Here is a 17,945-nt window from a genome sequence, read left to right as displayed (position 1 = left end):
GTGCACGCCACGTGGGCCGGGCCGGGGCGGCGGTCCCGCCCCGGCCCCCGCGGGACCGCCCCCGCTCAGGACCGCCCGCGGACCGCGGCGCCGCTCCGCGCGGTGATCCACTGCCACTGGGTGTACGAGTCCCAGCTGTACTGCGCCCCGTGCCGGGCCCCGTTCCCCGAGGCACCGAAGCCGCCGAACGGCACCACCGCCTGGTGGTTCACCGTCCCGTCGTTGACGTGGATCATCCCCGTCCGCAGCCGGTCGGCCAGTCGCAGGCCGCGTTCCACCGATCCCGTGCGCACCGCGGCCACCAGGCCGTACTCGGTGTCCCCGGCGACGGCGACCGCCTCGTCGTCGTCCGCGACCACCACCACGGGCGCCACCGGACCGAACACCTCCTCGGCGAACACCGGCATCGCGCGGGTGACTCCGGTGACCACGGTCGCCGGATAGAACGGGCCGTCCGGGACGCCGCCGCAGCGCAGGACGGCACCCGCCGCGACGCTGTCGGCGACCATCCGGTGGGTGCGGGCCAGCTGACCCGCGTCGATCATCGGGCCCAGGTCGACCGGATCGGTCCACGGATCGCCCGCCGTCAGCCGTCCGGCCCGCTCGGTGAGGAGCCGTACGTACTCGTCGGCGACCGACGCGTGGACGATGTGCCGGCCGGCGGCCATGCAGATCTGCCCCTGGTGGAAGAAGGACGAGAAGGCGCCGGCCGCCGCGGCCGACTCCAGATCGGCGTCGTCGAGGACGATCAGCGCGTTGTTGCCGCCCAATTCGAGCGAGACGCGCTTCAGCGTGCGCCCGGCCGCGGCCCCCACCTCCCGGCCGACGGCCGTCGAACCGGTGAAGGAGACCATGGCGACCGCCGGATGCGCGGTGAGCGCCCGGCCCGCGACCGCGTCGCCCGCCAGGACCTGGAGGACGCCCGCGGGGAGCCCCGCCTCCTCGAACAGGCGGGCCACGACCAGGCCGCCCGAGACCGCCGTGCGCACGTCGGGCTTGAGGAGGACGGCGTTGCCCAGCGCCAGCGCGGGCGCCACCGAACGCAGCGCGAGGAGCAGCGGTACGTTCCACGGGCTGATCACCCCGACCACCCCCAGCGGCACCCGGCGGGCCGTGCTCGACCGCCCGGGCTCCGACGGCAGCACCTGTCCGTGCGGCTGCGTGGGCAGGGCCGACGCCTGGAGCAGCTCCTCCACGGCGTCCGCGATCTCGAACTCGGCCTTCGCCCGCACCGCGCCGCCCTCCCGGACCAGCCAGCGGGCGACCTCGGCCCGGTGCTCCTCCAGAAGTGCCGCCGCCCGCCGCAGCACCCCGGCGCGGCCGGCGGCCGGCACCGCGCCCCAGTCCGGCTGCGCCCGGGCGGCCACCGACGCGGCGCGTCCCACGTCCGCCGCGTCGGCGAGTCCGACGACGGCGAGCGTCTTGCCGGTGGCCGGTTCGACGACGTCGACGGTGCCGGCCGTGCCGGTGCCGCCGGCCCCGGCGCCCCGGCCGTCGCCCGGTATGCCGCCGGTGAGCAGGTCACCGTCGAGAAGGCTCGTCATGTCTTCCTCCTGCCGATCTCCCGTCCGCGGCGGTGCACGGATCAGGCACTGTCACGGTGACCCGTGAGGGGAACGTCGATGAGGACGGGCTCCGTGCCGGCCGCCGCCCACGAGACCGCCTCGGTCAGGTGCGCGGTCGAGCCCGCCCGTACCGCGCTGATGCCGAAGAAGCCGGCGAGGCGGGTGAAGTCGAGGTCGGGCGGGGCCAGGTCGAGCCCGTCGGGGCGGCGGTCCGACCCGACGGTGAGGCCCAGGAACTCCGCCGCCGGGGTGAGGTCGAGTCGCGGCGGTGTGAGATCCAGGCCGCCCGAGCCGCGCCGCCCGCCGGCGGCGCGGTGCCGCTCGCGGCGGACGACCGTCTCCTTGAGCGTGCGGTACTCGCCGTTGTTCATCACCACGAAGGTGACCGGCACCCCGTAGTGCGCCGCGCTCCACAGCCCCTGCAGCCCGAACAGGGTGCAGCCGTCGCCGAGGACGGCCACGACCGGGCGGCTCGGGTCGCCCATCCGGGAACCCACCGCGGCGCCGATGCCCGAACCGAGCCCGCCGCCGACGGTGTGCACGTACGAGCGGGGGGACTCCAGCGGCAGCACCTGGCGCAGCAGGACCCCGCTGGTGATCGCCTCCTCCACGACGACGGCGTCCGCCGGGAGCCCGGCGACGACGGCGTGCACCGCGGCCAGCGGGTCCAGCGGGGCCTCGCCGTAGGCGGCCAGGGCCCGTTCGCGCACCAGGGCGCGCTCCCTCTCGTGGACCCGCCCCGTCCGCTCCGTGCGCGAGCGCGCCTCGGGGACCTTCCCGGCGAGCTGCCCGGCGAGCACCGCGAGGGTCTCCCGGACGCCGCCGACCAGGCCGAGCGCCACCGGGAAGTTGCGTCCCGGTTCGCCCGGGTCGTCGTCGAGCTGGACGACCTCGGTGCCGGCCGGGATCGGCTGCCCCGGCTCGTAGTGGTGCGCCATGAACGCCCGGGTCCCGACGATGAGGACCACGTCGTGGCCTTCGAGCGCGGTGCGGATCGCCGAGTAGCGCGCGTCGAGCATGCCCGCGTAGAGCGGATGCACCGTGGGGAAGTCCACCCCGTCGTGCAGGGGCTGGTGGTAGACGGTCGCCCCGACCGCCTCCGCGACCGCCACCATCTCGGCCAGCGCGCCGTCCCGGCCCACCCCGTCGCCGGCGACGATCGCCGGCCGGCGGGCGGCGGCGAGCCGCTCGGCCGCCTCCGGCCAGCCCGCGGCCGGCCCGAGCCCGCGCAGCGCCGACCGGGGCGCGGGCGGGTCGACCGCGGTCTCCTCCTCCAGCAGGTCCATCGGGATCGAGAGGAAGACCGGACCCGCGGGCGGCTGCACGGCCAGCGCGAACGCGCGGCGCAGCATCCGCGGGAGGTCGTGGGCGTGCTGGACGTCGAAGGTGTGCTTCACCGCCGCCCGGGCGATCCCCACCAGGTCGCCGGAGAGCATCGGGTCCTGCGCCAGGTGGCGGCGGTCCTGCTGCCCGGCGGTCACCACCAGCGGAGTCCGCGAGCGCTTGGCGTTGAGCAGGCCCACCATGCCGTTGGCCAGCCCCGCCGCCACGTGCAGGCTGACGAACGCGGGCCGGCCCGTGGCGCGCGCGTAGCCGTCGGCCATCGCGACCACGGACGCCTCCTGCACCCCGAGCACGTAACTCAGGTCGGGGGCGGCGGCGACCGCCTCGACGAAGGGGAGTTCGGTGGTGCCCGGATTGCCGAAGACCCGGGTCACCCCCTCGTCGCGCAGGATCTCCAGCATCGCGTCGATCGGCCTCACGATCCCGACCCCGTCCGCCGGTCGCCGGACGTCCCCGCGCTGAAGCGGTCCACCTTGTCGATGACGTCGTCGCTGTAGAGCCGGAGGGCCTGTTCGAAGGCGAACTCGGCCGCGTACGCGCGGAACCGGTCCTCCGGCTCCTCGGCCAGGTTGATCATGTGCCGGTTCGCCACCACCGCGGGAGTCGCCAGCCGCTCGGCCGCCGCCCGTACGGTGGCGTCCATCAGCTTCGGGTCCACCACCTCGTCGCAGACCAGCCGCGCCTCCGGCTCGTGCGCCCACAGCTTGCGGCCGGACAGGATGACCTGACGGGACAGCCGGGCACCGGCCAGGCTGGTCAGCCGGAGGTTGGCCATGCCGGGGACGATGCCCTCCTGCGCCGCCGGCAGGCTCAGGTACGAGTCGGCGGCGGCCACGACGTGGTCGGCCGCGAACAGCAGCTGCATGCCGCCGCCGATCGCGAAGGTGTCGACCGCGGCCACCCACGGCTTCTCCACCAGCGGCCGGGGCCAGCCGTCCTCGACCCGCACCCCGCGGATCAGCTTGTGGATGTAGCCGAGTTCACGCCGGAGCAGGAAGTCGACGTACGAGATCCGGCCCTGGTGCAGGTCGACCAGGTTGATCCCGGCGCAGAACACCCGGCGGCCCTGGTAGCGCGGATGGGTCATCCGGCCGCCCCGGAGCACGCCCACCCGGACCCGGTCGTCGAGCAGGGCCAGGTCGACGGCCGTCTCCACGTCCTCGACGAGCTGGTTGTCCTCGGCGTTCAGGAACCGGCCGTTGCACAGCGTCAGATGGGCGGTGCCGTCGATCCGCTCCAGGTGCACCGTGCCGAGTTCGACCAGCCCCGTCCGCCCGAACTCGCCGAGCAGCGACCGGGCGCGCTGCGTGGGCCGCAGCATGGCCTGGAGCAGATGCGGACCCGCCACCGGCGACCGGAGGACCTCCCGGAAGAAGATCCCCTGGTCGATCTCCCGTCCCTCCTTGTCGGCCTGGGCGCACTCGCGCTCGGCCGCCATCTGCGCCTCGGTCGGGGTCAGCCCCGGAAAGGCGTCGGCGGCGGCGAACACCAGCTCCGACAGGCTGCGTTGCTCCCGGAGCTCGCCGGTCAGCACCTCGTACACCCGCTCGGCGTGCAGCCGCAGGAACGCGCCGCGCACCCGGCGCTGGTCGCGGAACAACTCGGCGGCCAGCTGCTGCTCGTCGGGACTGCGGTCCGGCTTGGCCGGCAGCTCCGCGAGCAGCTTCTCCGCCGCTGCGGTGCAGGTCATCAGGGCGTTGGCGTCGCCCAGCAGCGAGCCCCCGAAGACCGGGGCCGGGGTGCGCCACTGCTGCTCCGTGCTGCCCACGGCGCTGACTGTCACGATCGGTACTCCTTCGGCGTTCTGCGGACGGGACGGGACGGGCGGAGCTACCGCGGAGCCGGGGCGAGCTCGCCCCGCGAACGGCGCAGGGTCCGGTCGCACGCGGCGAGATGCTTGCCCAGGGCCTCCTCGAAGGCGGTGACGCCGGCGTCGAGGACCAGCTGCCGCCGGATCGCCAGCTCCGCGGGCACCAGCCGGCCGAAACGCTCCGCGAGCCGCGCCGCGACGGCCGCCGGATCCTTGGCCGTCTCGTCGATCAGCCCCGTCTCCAGCGCCCGCTGCGCCGAGACCTGGGCGCCGAACAGCACCAGCCGACGCGCCCGCGTGCCGCCGAACTGGTTCGTGAGGCGGTGCACGGACATCCCGGCCCACACGCTGCCGTCGTTGGCCGGCACGTCGATGCGCAGCCCCGGGGCGCCGATGCGGAGGTCCGCGGTGAGCAGCACCTCGAACGCCGGGCCGCTGCACACGCCCTCGACGATCACGATCTTCGCGGACCGGGTCTGCTCCAGCCGCCGCAGGGCCTTCTCCCAGCGGCTCACCAGGTCGATGCCGACGGCGCCCGGCCACTGCGTCGCGGTGTCCGTGCCGTGCAGCCGGATCACGGCGGTCGTACCGCCCTCGGAGTCCTCCAGCCGGTCGCAGAGCGCGTTGATCTCCGCGACCAGGGGCGCGGACAGCGGCCGGGAGCTGTCGATGTCGATCGTCGCGGCGGGGGAGGGGGCCTGTGCGGTTTCTGCGGAAGACATGTCTGGTCCTACTCGTCTGGTCGGGAAGGGGATCAGTAGCGGACGAGCGCGGTCTCGAGGGTCGAGCCGGGGCCCATCGTCATGAGGACGCCGTAGTCGCCCGGGCGCGTGACCCCCTCCCGCATCAACTGCTCGTACGAGAAAAGGAAGGAGCCGCTGGAGAGGTTGCCGTAGTCGCGCAGCACACCGGTCGTGTGGCGCACGTCGTGCCGGGTGAGGCCGAGGTTGACCGCGACCGAGTCGATGACCTTCTTGCCGCCGGAGTGGATCAGCCAGTGGGCGATCTGGCTGCGCCGCAGGCCGGTCCCGCTCAGCAGGTTCCCGATGACGGTCTCGGCGTGCGCGCCCACCACGTACGGAACGTCGCGGTCGAGGAAGAAGCTGAACTTGCCCTGGTCGTCGTCCCAGTCGTAGCGCATCGCGGCCACGGCGTCCGGGACGATGCAGCTGGCGTACTTGAGGACCTGCGGGCCGGTCCGCTCGGTCTCCGGCGTGCCGTGCGAGACGGCGATCGCGGCGGCGCCGTCGCCGAAGAGGCTGTTGACGACCGAGGTGCGCATGGTGCCGTCGAAGACGTAGGCGGCCGAGCACACCTCGATGCACACCATCAGCGCGATCCTGCCGGGGTTGGCCGAGGCCCAACCGGTGGTGGCGTTGAGGGCGTTGAGGCCGGCGTTGCAGCCCATGCCGACGACGTCGAGCCGGCTGCAGTCGGTCGGGATGCCCACCTCGCGGATGAGCAGCGCGCTGAACCCGGGCGTGAGCAGCCCGGTGGAGGACACGCAGACCAGGTAGCCGATGTCGCTGACCGCGGCGCCGATCTGCTTGAGGCAGGACTGGAGCGCCCGGGCGCCCATCTCGGTCCCGCGCGCCTTGTGCTTGGCCAGCAGCTCGCCCTGGGTCTCCGTCCGGGGGCGGCCGTCGTCGCCGTACGGCGGCACGTCGAGGAACCGCTTGTCGATCGCGCAGTTGAGGAAGACCGAACGGATCCGCCGGTCCTGGATGTCGTACAGATCGAGGAGGTCCTCCTGCGTGTAGGAGGAATCCGGGTTCGAGGTGCCGACGCCCAGGATCGACGGACCGCCGCGGGTCGCGGCCCAGGGGGCGTCGGAGAGTCGGATGTCGTCCTGCCGGACCGGGTTTTCGCTCAGGAGCATGCTGACCGCCCATTGCTGATAGCCGGCGGGGAATCACGCCGGTGCATCGGGAGTGCGGGAGAATCGGCTTTCGAATATTTCGGGAAAGAGCCGTGCCCTCAGCCTAGTTCGGACCGGGGAGACGATGTCATCCCTGTTTCGTGTGAACGCCGTCACCGCCTTTCATAGGGGGACTAGGGGGCTGAATGCGGAAAACGCGGAAGGCATAAGGGGTTCGCTTCCGGGGTCGGGTATCCCGGTTCGGGGGTGGCGGTTCCTCAGCGGCACAGCGACGGGTCGTCCCGCGCCAGGCCGGAGTCCGGTCCGTCGTCGTCCTCCAGGAAAACCGGGAGATCGGTGCGGCTCTTGACCCGGAGTTTCCGGTAGACCTGCGTCAGATGCTGTTCGACGGTGCTGACGGTGATGCACAGCCGGTGCGCTATCTGCCGGTTGCTGTGGCCCTGCGCGGCGAGACTGCCCACGCGGTGCTCGGCCGCGCTGAGTTCGGCCGCCCGGTCGCCGCCGAGCAGCGCGCCCGCGCCCTGCGCCTGCGACGTCGCCGACAGTCCGGGCAGCAGGGACCTGCTCAGGCCCTCCGCCTGGCACTCCCGCGCGGTCCGCCAGGCCCGTCGCAGCGCCGGCCGGGCACGCCGGGCGTCGCCCGTCGCGTGGTACGCGCCCCCCAGATCGGCCAGGGTGTGGGCGAGTTCGACCCGGTCGCCGGCCGACTGGAGCGCCTCCACGGCGTCGGTGAGCAGCGCCGGGCGTTCGTGCGGCTCCAGCGCCGCCGCCAGATGCCGCAGGGCCCGGCCGAGCGTCCGGCCGTCGTCCCCGGGCAGCCCGTCCAGCTGCTCCTCCAGCAGGGCGCGCGCCTCGGCCCGGCGACGCAGCCGCAGCAGGGCCTGCGCGGCGTCGATCCGCCACGGCAGGGCCCGCGGTCCGTCGTCGCCCCGGTCGCGCAGGAGCTGCCCGCAGGTCTGGAAGTCGCTGAGCGCCGCGTACGGCCGGTTGACAGCCAGCTGGTACTGGCCGCGTGCCTGGAGGTACCGCAGCCCGAACGGGGTCTCCAGCAGGGCCGGCGGCACCGGCATCGTCAGGTACGCCGCGGCGTCCTCGTACCGGCCCGTGCGGACGGCCGTCGTGAGCAGGCAGGCGAGCGGTGCCCCGACCAGGACGCCCCAGCTGGGCAGCGACGTCTCGTCCAGGGCCGCCGCGGCGAGCTCGGCGGCGGCCGGCAGGTCGCCGCGCAGCAGCGCCGCCTCGGCGCGCGCCGCCCGCAACAGCCCCGGCCACTCCGGGCCGTCCTGTCCGGCCGCGTCGTCCAGCATCGGCAGGCACCAGGGCGCCACCGCGGCCAGCCGCTCCGGCCGGGCCAGCGTCAGCAGCCCCAGGGAGATCCGGGACAGCGGCTCCTCGGGGCGCAGGCCGGGCCAGAGGTGTTCCCCCGGCACGGCCTCGTCGCCGCCCATCGCGCGCAGCACGGTGCCGACGGCTCCTGCGCGACCGGGGCGACGACGGACCGCGGGCCCTGCCGTGGCGGATCGACGCCGCGCAGGCCCTGCTGCGGCTGCGTCGCCGGGCCGAGGCGCGCGCCCTGCTGGAGGAGCAGCTGGACGGGCTGCCCGGGGTAGCAGAGTTCGAGGACGGCCCGGACCTCGCGCAGCTCGGCGGCGTCCGGCCCCGCCGTCGTGGCCGCGAGCTGGTGCAGCGCGGACGCGGCGTCGTCGACCCGGCCGTGCCAGAGCAGGTACTCCAGCGTGGCGAGGCTGTCGCGGTGGGCCAGCAGCCGCCGGTCGACGGCCTCGGTGAGCTGCCCGAGGTGGCGGACCACGCGGGCGGGTTCGATCCGCCACTCGGCGTCGGCGAGCACCGCCCGGCTCACGGCCCGCTGGTGCTCGTCGTCGGCGATCGTGTGGGCCAGCTTGAGGCAGTCGAGGGCGAAGTCGACCCGGCCGTCGGCGGTCGCGCCGGCCGCGGACTCGTGGAGCACGGCCGCCGCCCAGGGCTCGGTGGGCTCCCCGGCGGCGACGAGGTGGTGCGCGATCGCGGTCGGCCGGCCGCCCTCGGCGTGCAGCATGCGGGCGGCGCACCGGTGCCGGGCGACCCGCTCCCGGGCGCCGAGGTCCCGGAGCACCGCGGCCTGCGCCGCTTGGTGCCGGAAGCGCCCCTGCCGCAGGACGCCGGAGTCCTCCAGGAGCTCGACGAGCGCGCGGGTCTCGATCCCGCCGAGTCCGGACAGCCCGGCGACCAGTCCGGCCGCGGGCGTCCCGCCGAGCACGGCGACCGCCCGGGCGACCGCCAGGGCGTCGGGTTCGACGCGGTGCAGGCAGCTCACGACACGTTCGGCGAAGCGGTCCCCGACGACGAGGCCCGAGGGGCCCGCGCCGCCCGCCGTCCGGGCCGCCGCCTGCCAGTCCTCGGCCAGCGCGCGGACCAGCAGCGGATTCCCCCCGGTGACGGCGAACGCGCCGGCGGCCAGGCTGTGGGCGACGTGGGCGTCGAGTTCGTGGGCGAGCAGTGCGGCGACGCCGTCGCAGCCGAGCGGGTCGAGCCGGAGCTGCCGGCAGTACGGATGCCGCGACAGCTCCGTCCGCAGGTCGGCGGAGCCGGAGCCGGCGCGGTCCTGGTCGCCGAGCACCAGCATGACGCGGGAACGGCGCAGCCGGCGGGCGAGGAAGAGCAGGCACTGGAGGGAGCCGGTGTCCGCGTGGTGGACGTCGTCGACGCCGATCAGCAGCGGTTCGGCGTCGCTCATGTCGAGGAAGACGCGCGAGACGCCCTCCAGGACGCGGGGTTCGATCGTGCCGTCCGTCCCGCCCGCCTCGGCGAGCACGGCGTCGGCGCGCCGGGCGTACGCGGCGTCGGCGCCGTGCAGGAGCTGGCTGAGCAGCCCGAACGGCAGGTGCCGCTCGGCCGGGGAGGCCGCGGCCCCGAGCCGGCGCACCCGGTCCCCGGCCACCTGCTCGGAGAAGGTGTGCAGGAGCTCCGTCTTGCCCACGGCCACGGGTCCCCGGACGACCACGACGCTGCCGGATCCGTCCAGGCAGTCGTCCAGCAGGTCGGACAGCAGGGTGAGTTCGGGGTCGCGTTCGACCAGCACCATCCGTGTGCACCTCCTCCAGACGTCCGTTCGCCCCTCAGCGACGGGCTGCGGCGTTCGGCGTGCCGGGCGCCGTGACCGGTTCAGTCTGCGGGAGATCGTCTGAACGACTGCTGGACGTTCTCTCCCCGTCGCCGGCCCAGGGGGCGGCGGCAGGGCTGCCGCCGCGGCCGGAGCGGGCACGGACACCACGGTGGCCGCGTACGCGGACGACCGGCCGCGCCGGGGATCCGGTGCGGCCGGTCGTGTCGGACCGGGTCGTACGGGAGACGGGCCGGGTGTTCCTCAGGAACGCGAGCCCTCGTTGCCGACCGTCTCCGGCCGGCGGCCGGGCGCGCCGTTCTGCTGGGCCACCGGGCTCGGGCCGAGGCTCGGCCCGCGGCGCGGCAGGACGAACACGGCGACCAGGACGGCGACCAGCAGCAGACCGCTGTTGACCGTGAACACCATGCTGTAGCCGTGGGTGAGGCGGGCGCCGGGCGAGTCCGAGACCGGCGCGCCGTCGGTGCTCGCGAGGGCGATCGTGCTCATCGCGGCCAGACCGATGCTTCCGCCGATCTGCCGCGCGCTGTTGAGCAGGCCGGAGGCCATGCCGGCCTCGTTCGGGGCGACGCCCGCGGTGGCGGCGTTGGCGATCGGGACGAGGAGCGGCCCGATGCCGAAGCTGGTCACCAGGGACGGGCCCAGGACGTCGACGAGGAAGTTGCCCGTGGGGCGGATCTGGCTGAACCAGAACATGCCGACGGCGCCGATGATCCCGCCCACGATCAGCAGGTGACGGGCCTCGAAGCGGGCGAGCAGCCGGACCGCGTAGAGCGAGCCCACGACCAGGCCCAGGCAGAACGGCAGGAAGGCGAGGCCGGCGGTCAGCGCCCCCATCCCGAGGACTTCCTGGAGGTAGAGGGAGACGAAGTAGAACGAGGTGAAGATGTTGATCGAGACCATCATCATGTAGATGTTCGCCCCGGACACGGACCGGTTGGTCAGCACTCCGAGCCGCAGCAGCGGTTCCTTGGCCCGCGTGCCCTCGTAGACGAAGAAGCCGGCGAGGAGCACCGCGGCGACCGCCAGCGAACCGATGGTCGCGGCCGAGCCCCACGGCTCCACGTCGGTCCTCACCAGGGCGAAGACCAGCAGCGAGGTGCCGAGGGTGGCCAGGATCGCGCCCACGACGTCGAGCCGTCGCGCGGTGTCGCCCGCCTGGGCCGCCGGGACGTGACGGCCCGCCAGCAACAGGCCGACGACGGCCAGCGGGACGTTCACCAGCATGACCCAGCGCCAGTTGATGTACTCCGTGAGCAGGCCGCCCACCACCACGCCGACGGCCGCGCCGCCCGCGGTGACGGCGCTGTAGACGCCGAGCGCCTTCCCGCGTCGCGGGCCGGCCGGGAAGGTCGTGGTGAGCACGGCGAGCGCGGCCGGGGCGATCAGCGCCGCGCCCACACCCTGGAGGGCGCGCGCGGCGATCAGCTGGCCCGGGCCCTGCGCGAGTCCGCCGAGCAGTGACGTCACGCCGAAGAGCGCGAGACCGACGAACAGCAGCGGCCGGCGGCCGAACCGGTCGGCCGCGCGGCCGCCCAGGAGCAGTAAGCCGCCGAAGGTCAGCGTGTACGCGTTGACCACCCAGGAGAGTCCCGACTCGTCGAAGCCGAGCGCCGTCCGCATGGACGGCAGGGCGACGTTCACCACCGAGACGTCCAGCGAGACCATCAGTTGGGCGATCGCGACCGTCCACAACACCCCGCCGGGGCTGACGGAACGTTCCTCTCGTGCAGTATTTTTGTACATGTATAAATAGTAGCCACGCAGGGTGCCCCTGTCGAGCGGGATCGGGGCCGGCGGCGGGTCAGACGGCGGCGGGGCGGGCCCCGGCCGACAGGGCGCCCGCGAGTTCCGCGGTGGACCGCACGACCGCGCAGCAGCTCGCCGCCCACTCCAGGGCCGCCCGGTGCCGGTGCGCGTCGAAGTCGGCGACCGCGTCGGAGGCGAGGAAGACCTCCATGTTGCGGTCGAAGGCGTCCAGGGCCGTCGTGACGCAGCCCAGATGCGCGTACACCCCGCACACGACGAGCTGGTCGCGCCCCGCCGCGCGCAGCTCCCGGTCCAGACCGGACCCCGAGAAGGCGCTGTACCGCCAGGCCGGCAGGACGACCCCGGCCGCGTCCGGTGCGACCTCGCCGACGATCGCCGCGTCCTCCAGGACGTCGTCGAGGCCCTTGCCCCAGAAGTCCGTGAGCAGCCCGCGCTCCCCGGGCGCCTGGGTGCCCGGCTGCACGGTGTGGATGACCGGCATCCGCAGCCGGCGGGAGAGGTCGACGAGAGCGGCGGCGTTCGCCAGCAGGCCGGTGAGGGGCGCTTCACCCGGGGTGTAGGGGCGCAGGAAGTAGCCCTGCATGTTCAGCAGGAGCAGCACGGCCCGTCCCGGGTCGGGGATCCAGTCGACCCGGTTCACGACGGGCCGGTCCGCCCCGGGCATCGGGTACGGGGCGATCGCGGAGACGTCCATGGCCCTCCTCACCCTCCGGCGCGGGCCGCCGTGGCGGTCACGAGATGAAGTCGTAGGAGAGGAAGCCGTTCTCCGCGTCCTCCGCCCAGGACCCGTACCGCCGCATGCCGTACAGCAGCGGCAGGGGGGAGCGCAGCGAGGTCACCACGGTGACGCGCGCCATCACGATCGTGTGGTCGCCGACGGCCTGGTCCTCGGTGACCACGCAGTCGGCGATGGTGTGCGCGGCCTCGACCAGGTGGGGACCGCCGTCCGGCGCGGCCGCCCAGGGGATCCGCTCGAAGCGGTCCGCCGCCCCGGAGCCGAACAGCTCGGCGGTGGAACGGGCGTGCTGGTGCAGCAGGTTGACCGAGAGCCTCCCGCTGCCGAGCACCGCGCCCAGGGTGGGGCTGTCGCGGCGCAGGCAGACCAGGAGGGTCGGCGGGTCGAGGGCGACACTGCACAGGGACGTGCACGTCATCCCCCAGGGGACACCGTCCGGGGCGGTGGCCGTCACGACCGAGACACCCGTGGGGAATCCGGCCATCAGACGGCGCAGATCGGCTTCGTACCGCTGGTGCGACATGGGTCCTCACTTGTGTCGGTCACGGGTGGCCCGCTCGGCCACGGGTGACGCGTACGGACGGGGCGGGTACCGGACGGCCCCGTGGCCGGAGTACGGGTCCACGGGGCCGGCCGGGCGGTCATGGCCCCGGCGCCGGGGCCGGGCGCGGTCGTCCGCGGCCCGGGCGCCGGGAGGTCGGGCTCAGTAGTCCGAGGCCCCCGCGCCGCTCTCGGCCTCCTTGGCGAGCGCCATGCCCCGGCTGGCGTTGAGCATGCGCCGGCCGATCTCCGGCGGCGCCTGGGTGCGGGACCACTCCTCGGCCGCGTCCATCCGCTCCCGCGTCATGTTGAAGCAGCGGTTCTCGGGCAGGCCGAACTTGTCCGCGTGCGCGATGAAGTCGACCTCCTTGCGGATGTACTCGTGGATGCGCTCGGCCGCGACCTCCGGCGCGAGCGTGCCGGCCTCGACCGACTCGCACAGCTCCCGGGTCAGCGTCCCCAGGCGCACGAAGGTCTCGCTGATCGGGAGCGGGGATCCCGGATTGCCGGAGCGCTCGGCCTCCAGGAAGACATCGGGGTCGCCGCTCTCGCTGTACCGGTAGTAGGCGTCCTCGACCATCATGTTGCCGCTCATCGTGCCGAGCATCCACGTCCGGTTGACCGCGTTCCACAGGTCGTAGTGGCCGAAGCCGACGAACGAGCTGTAGACGAGGTCGTCGTGGAAGTCGAACAGCCCCTGCTGGAGGGCCTCCACGTGGGCGAAGCGCTCCCGGGACCAGTCGCCGTCGCGGGAGGCGGCGATCAGCCGCCAGCCGAGCGCGTTGACGAGCTCCAGCGTGTTGGCCAGACCGCGCGAGTACAGCGCGTCGATGAACCCGGCGGCGTGCGACGTCAGGCAGAAGCGGTCGCCCACGACCTGCCCCGCCGAGTACTGGAGCCGGCCGGTGGACACCCACGGGCGGACCGCCTTGGCGCCCTCGAACTGCCAGGCGATCTCAGGGAACCGCTCGAGGAAGTCCGCGAACTCCTCCTCCGGGGGCATCGAGCCCTTCGGGTACTTCCGCGGGTCCAGGGTCAGACCGACGCTGCACAGCGGATTGCGCGCCTCGGCGTGGTTGTCGAACGGGATCACCCAGAGCCAGCCGCCGTCGAAGACGTGGTGCAGCGTGCCGTGGTGCCACGGGCTCGGCTGGTCGTGCGGCTGCGCCGTCGGCGAGTCGTCGAACGGCTTCACCCCGATCATGTGCGTGAACAGGCAGCGCGAGTGGGTCCGGGCCCGCGTCGGCGTCTCCCGGAGGTCGAACTTCTCCGCCAGCGGCGAGCGGAAGCCGCTGCCGTCGACCACGTAGGAGGCCCGGAACTCCTCGCCGTGCTCGGAGCGCAGCACCGCGCCCTCGTCGGGGTCGATGTCGATCTCGGTGATCCGGGTCCCGACCCGGGCGTCGGCCCCGTAGGTGATCGCGACGTGGAACAGGTGCGCGTCCACGTCCTGCCGGAACAGGTGCGTCTCGGTGCGCAGTTCGAGCGGGACGACCAGCTGGTTGATCTCCCGCGGGTTCTGCGGCTGCCCCTCGCGGTGGTAGACGAAGCCGAAGTTCTGCTTCTGGCCGCAGTTGGGGGAGATCTCCTCGATGGTCCCCCGGTAGTTCGACAGCGCCTTCAGCTCGGGCACGTCGTAGCGCTTGGCGATGAGCCGCGCCATGCCCGAGGTGTACGGGATGGTCGACTCGCCCACCGCGAACCGCGGATGGGTGCCCGCGTCGACGATGAGGGTCCTGACCCCGTTGCGGGCCAGCACCGCGCCGAGCATGCCGCCGGCCATGCCGCTGCCGAGGATCACCACGTCGTATCGTTCTGCCGCCGCGGAGGCGGAGTTCTTGCCTGGCACCAGATTGTCCTTTCCTGGACGGTCGACCGGGACGGCTCAGCCCTTGGCGGCGGGGGAGAGGGACTCCTGCGGGACGAGGTCGTCCACGGTGATGTTCAGCGCGAGGTGCTTGCCGCGCAGGCCGCCGAGCAGCGTGACGAAGTCGGTCGCCGGGGTGTTCTTCTCCTCCGGGTCGATGATCGACTGGGCCAGCTTGTGGTAGTCCTCCTTCTTCAGCGTCCGGTCGTAGAAGCGCTCCACGAAGGAGCGGACCTCGTTGAAGAAGCTCAGGTAGGCGGTGGCGTAGCGCTTGAGCGCCACCTCCTCGATCTCCGGGTACTGCAGGATCTTGTCGATGACCCGGGACAGGATGCTGCCCGCGGTCGTCGCCAGCGCGACACCGGTCGAGATCAGCGGGTCGACGAACGCGGCCGCGTCGCCGACGGCGGCCCAGCCCTTCCCGTAGACGGTCTGGTTCGTGTACGACCAGTCCCGCGCACTGCGGAAGCCGGCCGACTGGCGCGCGTCCCGCAGCATGTGCTTGAGCTTGGTGGTCTTCTCGACCTCGTCGTGGAAGAGCTGCTCCAGGTTCTGGTCGCTCTCGCCCGCGACCGAGCTCGGCGTCACGAAACCGACGCTGACCGTGCCCTTGTCGAGCGGGATCCCCCAGAACCAGCCGTTCTCGATGCCCTCGATGAGGATGTTGGTGTACTGGTCGCCGGGCAGTCGCTCGCAGTTGTCGAAGTACGTCCACACGGCGACGTTGCGCAGCTTGTCGTGCCAGTTGATCTCCGAGTACTTGCGGGTGAGGACACGCGCCTGGCCCGAGGCGTCCACCACCATCGAGGCGCTGACCTCGTAGGTCTCCTTGCTGCCCCGCACGGTGAAGCGGACGCCCGTGACGCGCCCCTCCTCGTCCTCGACCGGCTCCTTCACGGTCGCGTCCTCGACGACGAACGCCCCCAGCTCGCGCGCCCGGTCCAGGATCAGCGCGTCCAGGTCGGCCCGCCGGGTGTGGTACGCGAAGGGGTAGTCCCCGCCGTCGACGAAGGAGAAGTCCCAGGCCGCCTGCTCGCTGCCCCACACGAACGTGCCGCCGTACTTGCGCTCGAATCCGCGCTGCTCCATCCGCTCGGTCAGCCCCATTTCCTCCATCGGGGCCATCACGACCGGAATCAGGGATTCTCCGACGTGGTACCGCGGAAAGCGCTCACGGTCGAAAACCAGGACCTTGTGTCCGCGCTTGGCCAGAAGTCCCGCGGTGGTGGCACCGGCCGGCCCGCCACCGATGACGATGACATCGAATTCAGTGGGTATGCCGGTGAGAGTGGACGGCATGTGCGACCTTCCCGATCTGAAACGTGCCACGTACCGCCGAAGCGGGTATCAGCAGCACTGCGTTGGCTGGACCCAGCCAGATTCGAGCACGCACGCTGAACGCCTTCTGCACGCCGTCTGGACGCCTTCTTGGCGAATCCGGGCGTCCGCTGGATTAGGGGCGGAAACAGTGGTTCGGCGGATCGAATAGGGGTTGTATTCGCCGTCCCGCACTTTCTAGCGTTACCGCCAGGTGTGCTCACCGGGGCGCGGCCCGACGGCGGGCGAGCCGGAGGAGACGGCGCCGCCCGGCCTCCCGGGTGCTGCGCCGGCGGTGGAGACTCAGAGCAGGCAGGAGCGTACGAGTGACGCAGGTCGAAGGCATCCGGCCACTTTCCGAAGTGCTGCGCGAGCACGCACTCGACCGACCGGACCAGGTCGCGTTCGCCGACGAGGAACGACAGGTCACCTACGGCCGGCTGGAGGAGCGCACCGCGCGCCTCGCCGGCCACCTCGCGGCGCACGGACTCGGCCGCGGCGACCGGGTCGCGCTCCTCCTCGGCAACACCGTCGCGACGGTGGAGGGCTACCTCGCCGTCACCCGCGCCGCCGCGGTCGGCGTCCCGGTCAACCCGCAGTCCTCGGACGCCGAGCTGTCCCATCAACTCGACGACAGCGGGGCTCGGTTCGTCATCACCGACGGATCCCACCTGGACCAGGTCACCCGGCTGCGGGCGGAGCGCCCCCACCTCACGGTCGTCCTCGCACACGGAGAGGACCCGGGTGCCCTCTCCTTCGACGACCTCGCCACGACGGAGCCCGCACGGGGCCCGCGGGACGACCTCGGGCTCGACGAGCCGGCCTGGATCCTCTACACCTCCGGCACGACGGGCCGGGCCAAGGGCGTGGTCTCCACCCAGCGCGGCTGCCTCTGGTCGGTCCACTCCTCCTACCAGGGCGTCCTCGGACTCGCCCCGGACGACCGGCTGTTGTGGCCGCTGCCGCTCTTCCACAGCCTCGCCCACATCCTCTGCGTCCTCGGCGTCACCGTCACCGGCGCCACCGCGCGCATCCTGCCGGGCTTCGGCGCCCGGGACGTCCTGGAGGCCCTGCGCGCCGAGCCGTACACCATGCTGCTCGGCGTCCCCTCGATGTACTTCCGCCTCCTGGACGCGGTCGAGGAGTCCGGCCGGCCGGTCCCGGACCTCCGGGTCTGCCTGGTGACCGGCGCCGCCACCGGCGCGGCACTGGCCGAGGCGGTCGAGCGGGTGCTCGGCGCGCCCCTGGTGAACAGCTACGGCAGCACCGAGACCTGTGGCGCGATCACCATGAGCCGCCCCGACGCCCCACGGGTCCCCGGGACCTGCGGCACCGTCGTGCCCGGCGCCGAACTGCGGCTCGTCGACCCGCGCACCGGCCGCCGGGTGGCCCCCGGCGAGGAGGGGGAGGTCCTGGTCAAGAGCCCCGGCCTGCTGCTGGGTTACCACGGCCGGCCCGAGGAGACCGCCGCCGCGCTGCGGGACGGCTGGTACCGCACCGGAGACCTGGCCACCCGCGACGAGGAGGGCCGGCTGGCCGTCACCGGCCGCGTCAAGGAACTGATCATCAGGGCGGGCGAGAACATCCAGCCCGGCGAGATCGAGGCGGTGCTGCGGACCGTCCCCGGCGTCCGCGACGTCGCCGTGACGGGCCGCCCCGACGAGGCCCTGGGCGAGGTCCCGGTCGCGTACGTCGTCCCCGGTCCCGGGGGCTGGTCGCCGGCCGCCGCGATCGCCGCCTGCCGGGACCGGCTCAGCTACTTCAAGGTCCCGGTCGCGCTGTACGAGACCACAGCCCTGCCGCTCACCGGCTCCGGCAAGGTCAGCCGGCGGCGGTCTCCTCGGGCCGGCCGTGGTAACCCAGCAGCAGGCCGGGGCTCTTGACCAGGACCTCCCCCTCCTCGCCGGGGGCCACCCGGCGGCCGGTGCGCGGGTCGACGAGCCGCAGTTCGGCGCCGGGCACGACGGTGCCGCAGGTCCCGGGGACCCGTGGGGCG

At 73.4% G+C, this 17,945-nt stretch carries 14 protein-coding genes; 1 reads left to right on the top strand and 13 read right to left on the bottom strand.

What is annotated here, in order from left to right; genetic code table 11:
- Nucleotides 1-65 precede the first annotated feature (65 nt).
- From EAO71_RS26420 to EAO71_RS26365, 12 genes are all read right to left on the bottom strand, one after another.
- A complete protein-coding gene (locus EAO71_RS26420; protein ID WP_147980327.1) occupies nucleotides 66-1,544 on the bottom strand; it encodes an aldehyde dehydrogenase family protein in 1,479 nt (492 codons plus the stop codon).
- 41 nt (nucleotides 1,545-1,585) lie between these two features.
- Nucleotides 1,586-3,328, bottom strand: a complete 1,743-nt coding sequence (locus EAO71_RS26415; protein WP_147980326.1) for a thiamine pyrophosphate-binding protein — start codon at nucleotides 3,326-3,328, stop codon at nucleotides 1,586-1,588.
- The gene (gene dpgC, locus EAO71_RS26410) at nucleotides 3,325-4,695 is read right to left on the bottom strand and encodes a (3,5-dihydroxyphenyl)acetyl-CoA 1,2-dioxygenase DpgC (RefSeq protein ID WP_410094007.1); all 1,371 of its coding nucleotides are present in this window, start codon (nucleotides 4,693-4,695) and stop codon (nucleotides 3,325-3,327) included. The genes EAO71_RS26415 and dpgC overlap by 4 nt, the downstream gene beginning before the upstream one ends.
- 44 nt (nucleotides 4,696-4,739) lie before the next feature.
- Nucleotides 4,740-5,441 (bottom strand): enoyl-CoA-hydratase DpgB, encoded by a 702-nt coding sequence (gene dpgB, locus EAO71_RS26405; protein ID WP_147980325.1) that lies wholly within the window; start codon nucleotides 5,439-5,441, stop codon nucleotides 4,740-4,742.
- A gap of 32 nt (nucleotides 5,442-5,473) precedes the next feature.
- Nucleotides 5,474-6,598 (bottom strand): 3,5-dihydroxyphenylacetyl-CoA synthase DpgA, encoded by a 1,125-nt coding sequence (dpgA, locus tag EAO71_RS26400; protein WP_147980324.1) that lies wholly within the window; start codon nucleotides 6,596-6,598, stop codon nucleotides 5,474-5,476.
- 257 nt (nucleotides 6,599-6,855) lie between these two features.
- On the bottom strand, nucleotides 6,856-8,058 hold the full coding sequence (locus tag EAO71_RS26395) for a helix-turn-helix transcriptional regulator (RefSeq protein ID WP_147980323.1): 1,203 nt from the start codon (nucleotides 8,056-8,058) through the stop codon (nucleotides 6,856-6,858).
- Nucleotides 7,956-9,680, bottom strand: coding sequence for an AAA family ATPase (locus EAO71_RS26390; protein ID WP_147980322.1), 1,725 nt, complete (start codon nucleotides 9,678-9,680; stop codon nucleotides 7,956-7,958). Before EAO71_RS26390 ends, EAO71_RS26395 begins: the two co-directional genes overlap by 103 nt.
- Nucleotides 9,681-9,962: 282 nt before the next feature.
- On the bottom strand, nucleotides 9,963-11,465 hold the full coding sequence (locus EAO71_RS26385; protein WP_147980321.1) for an MFS transporter: 1,503 nt from the start codon (nucleotides 11,463-11,465) through the stop codon (nucleotides 9,963-9,965).
- 58 nt (nucleotides 11,466-11,523) lie between these two features.
- A complete protein-coding gene (locus EAO71_RS26380) occupies nucleotides 11,524-12,183 on the bottom strand; it encodes an isochorismatase family protein (protein WP_147980320.1) in 660 nt (219 codons plus the stop codon).
- A gap of 37 nt (nucleotides 12,184-12,220) precedes the next feature.
- Nucleotides 12,221-12,748 (bottom strand): flavin reductase family protein, encoded by a 528-nt coding sequence (locus EAO71_RS26375; RefSeq protein ID WP_147980319.1) that lies wholly within the window; start codon nucleotides 12,746-12,748, stop codon nucleotides 12,221-12,223.
- A gap of 180 nt (nucleotides 12,749-12,928) precedes the next feature.
- Nucleotides 12,929-14,614, bottom strand: coding sequence for an NAD(P)/FAD-dependent oxidoreductase (locus EAO71_RS26370; protein WP_147980318.1), 1,686 nt, complete (start codon nucleotides 14,612-14,614; stop codon nucleotides 12,929-12,931).
- 36 nt (nucleotides 14,615-14,650) lie between these two features.
- The gene (locus EAO71_RS26365) at nucleotides 14,651-15,931 is read right to left on the bottom strand and encodes an NAD(P)/FAD-dependent oxidoreductase (RefSeq protein WP_147980317.1); all 1,281 of its coding nucleotides are present in this window, start codon (nucleotides 15,929-15,931) and stop codon (nucleotides 14,651-14,653) included.
- A 344-nt stretch (nucleotides 15,932-16,275) separates the two neighbouring features.
- Here EAO71_RS26365 and EAO71_RS26360 point away from each other — a divergent pair, with 344 nt between their 5' ends.
- The gene (locus tag EAO71_RS26360) at nucleotides 16,276-17,832 is read left to right on the top strand and encodes a class I adenylate-forming enzyme family protein (protein ID WP_147980316.1); all 1,557 of its coding nucleotides are present in this window, start codon (nucleotides 16,276-16,278) and stop codon (nucleotides 17,830-17,832) included.
- On the opposite strand, the gene EAO71_RS40135 is transcribed toward EAO71_RS26360, so the two are convergent.
- Nucleotides 17,771-17,911, bottom strand: a complete 141-nt coding sequence (locus tag EAO71_RS40135) for an AMP-binding protein (protein ID WP_410094006.1) — start codon at nucleotides 17,909-17,911, stop codon at nucleotides 17,771-17,773. The two genes, EAO71_RS26360 and EAO71_RS40135, sit on opposite strands and share 62 nt — an antisense overlap.
- Between the last annotated feature and the right edge of the window lie 34 nt (nucleotides 17,912-17,945).

The sequence above is a fragment of the Streptomyces sp. MS191 genome (assembly GCF_008042125.1).
In the GTDB taxonomy this organism is placed as follows: Bacteria; Actinomycetota; Actinomycetes; order Streptomycetales; family Streptomycetaceae; genus Streptomyces.
This window is presented reverse-complemented; position numbering and strand designations above follow the sequence as displayed.

Bases quoted from the DNA above. Each gene is read 5' to 3' on its own strand.
- EAO71_RS26420 (WP_147980327.1), bottom strand. From the start codon at position 1,544: ATGACGAGCCTTCTCGACGGTGACCTGCTCACCGGCGGCATACCGGGC.
- dpgB (WP_147980325.1), bottom strand. From the start codon at position 5,441: ATGTCTTCCGCAGAAACCGCACAGGCCCCCTCCCCCGCCGCGACGATC.
- dpgA (WP_147980324.1), bottom strand. From the start codon at position 6,598: ATGCTCCTGAGCGAAAACCCGGTCCGGCAGGACGACATCCGACTCTCC.
- EAO71_RS26390 (WP_147980322.1), bottom strand. From the start codon at position 9,680: ATGGTGCTGGTCGAACGCGACCCCGAACTCACCCTGCTGTCCGACCTG.
- EAO71_RS26385 (WP_147980321.1), bottom strand. From the start codon at position 11,465: ATGTACAAAAATACTGCACGAGAGGAACGTTCCGTCAGCCCCGGCGGG.
- EAO71_RS26380 (WP_147980320.1), bottom strand. From the start codon at position 12,183: ATGGACGTCTCCGCGATCGCCCCGTACCCGATGCCCGGGGCGGACCGG.
- EAO71_RS26375 (WP_147980319.1), bottom strand. From the start codon at position 12,748: ATGTCGCACCAGCGGTACGAAGCCGATCTGCGCCGTCTGATGGCCGGA.
- EAO71_RS26365 (WP_147980317.1), bottom strand. From the start codon at position 15,931: ATGCCGTCCACTCTCACCGGCATACCCACTGAATTCGATGTCATCGTC.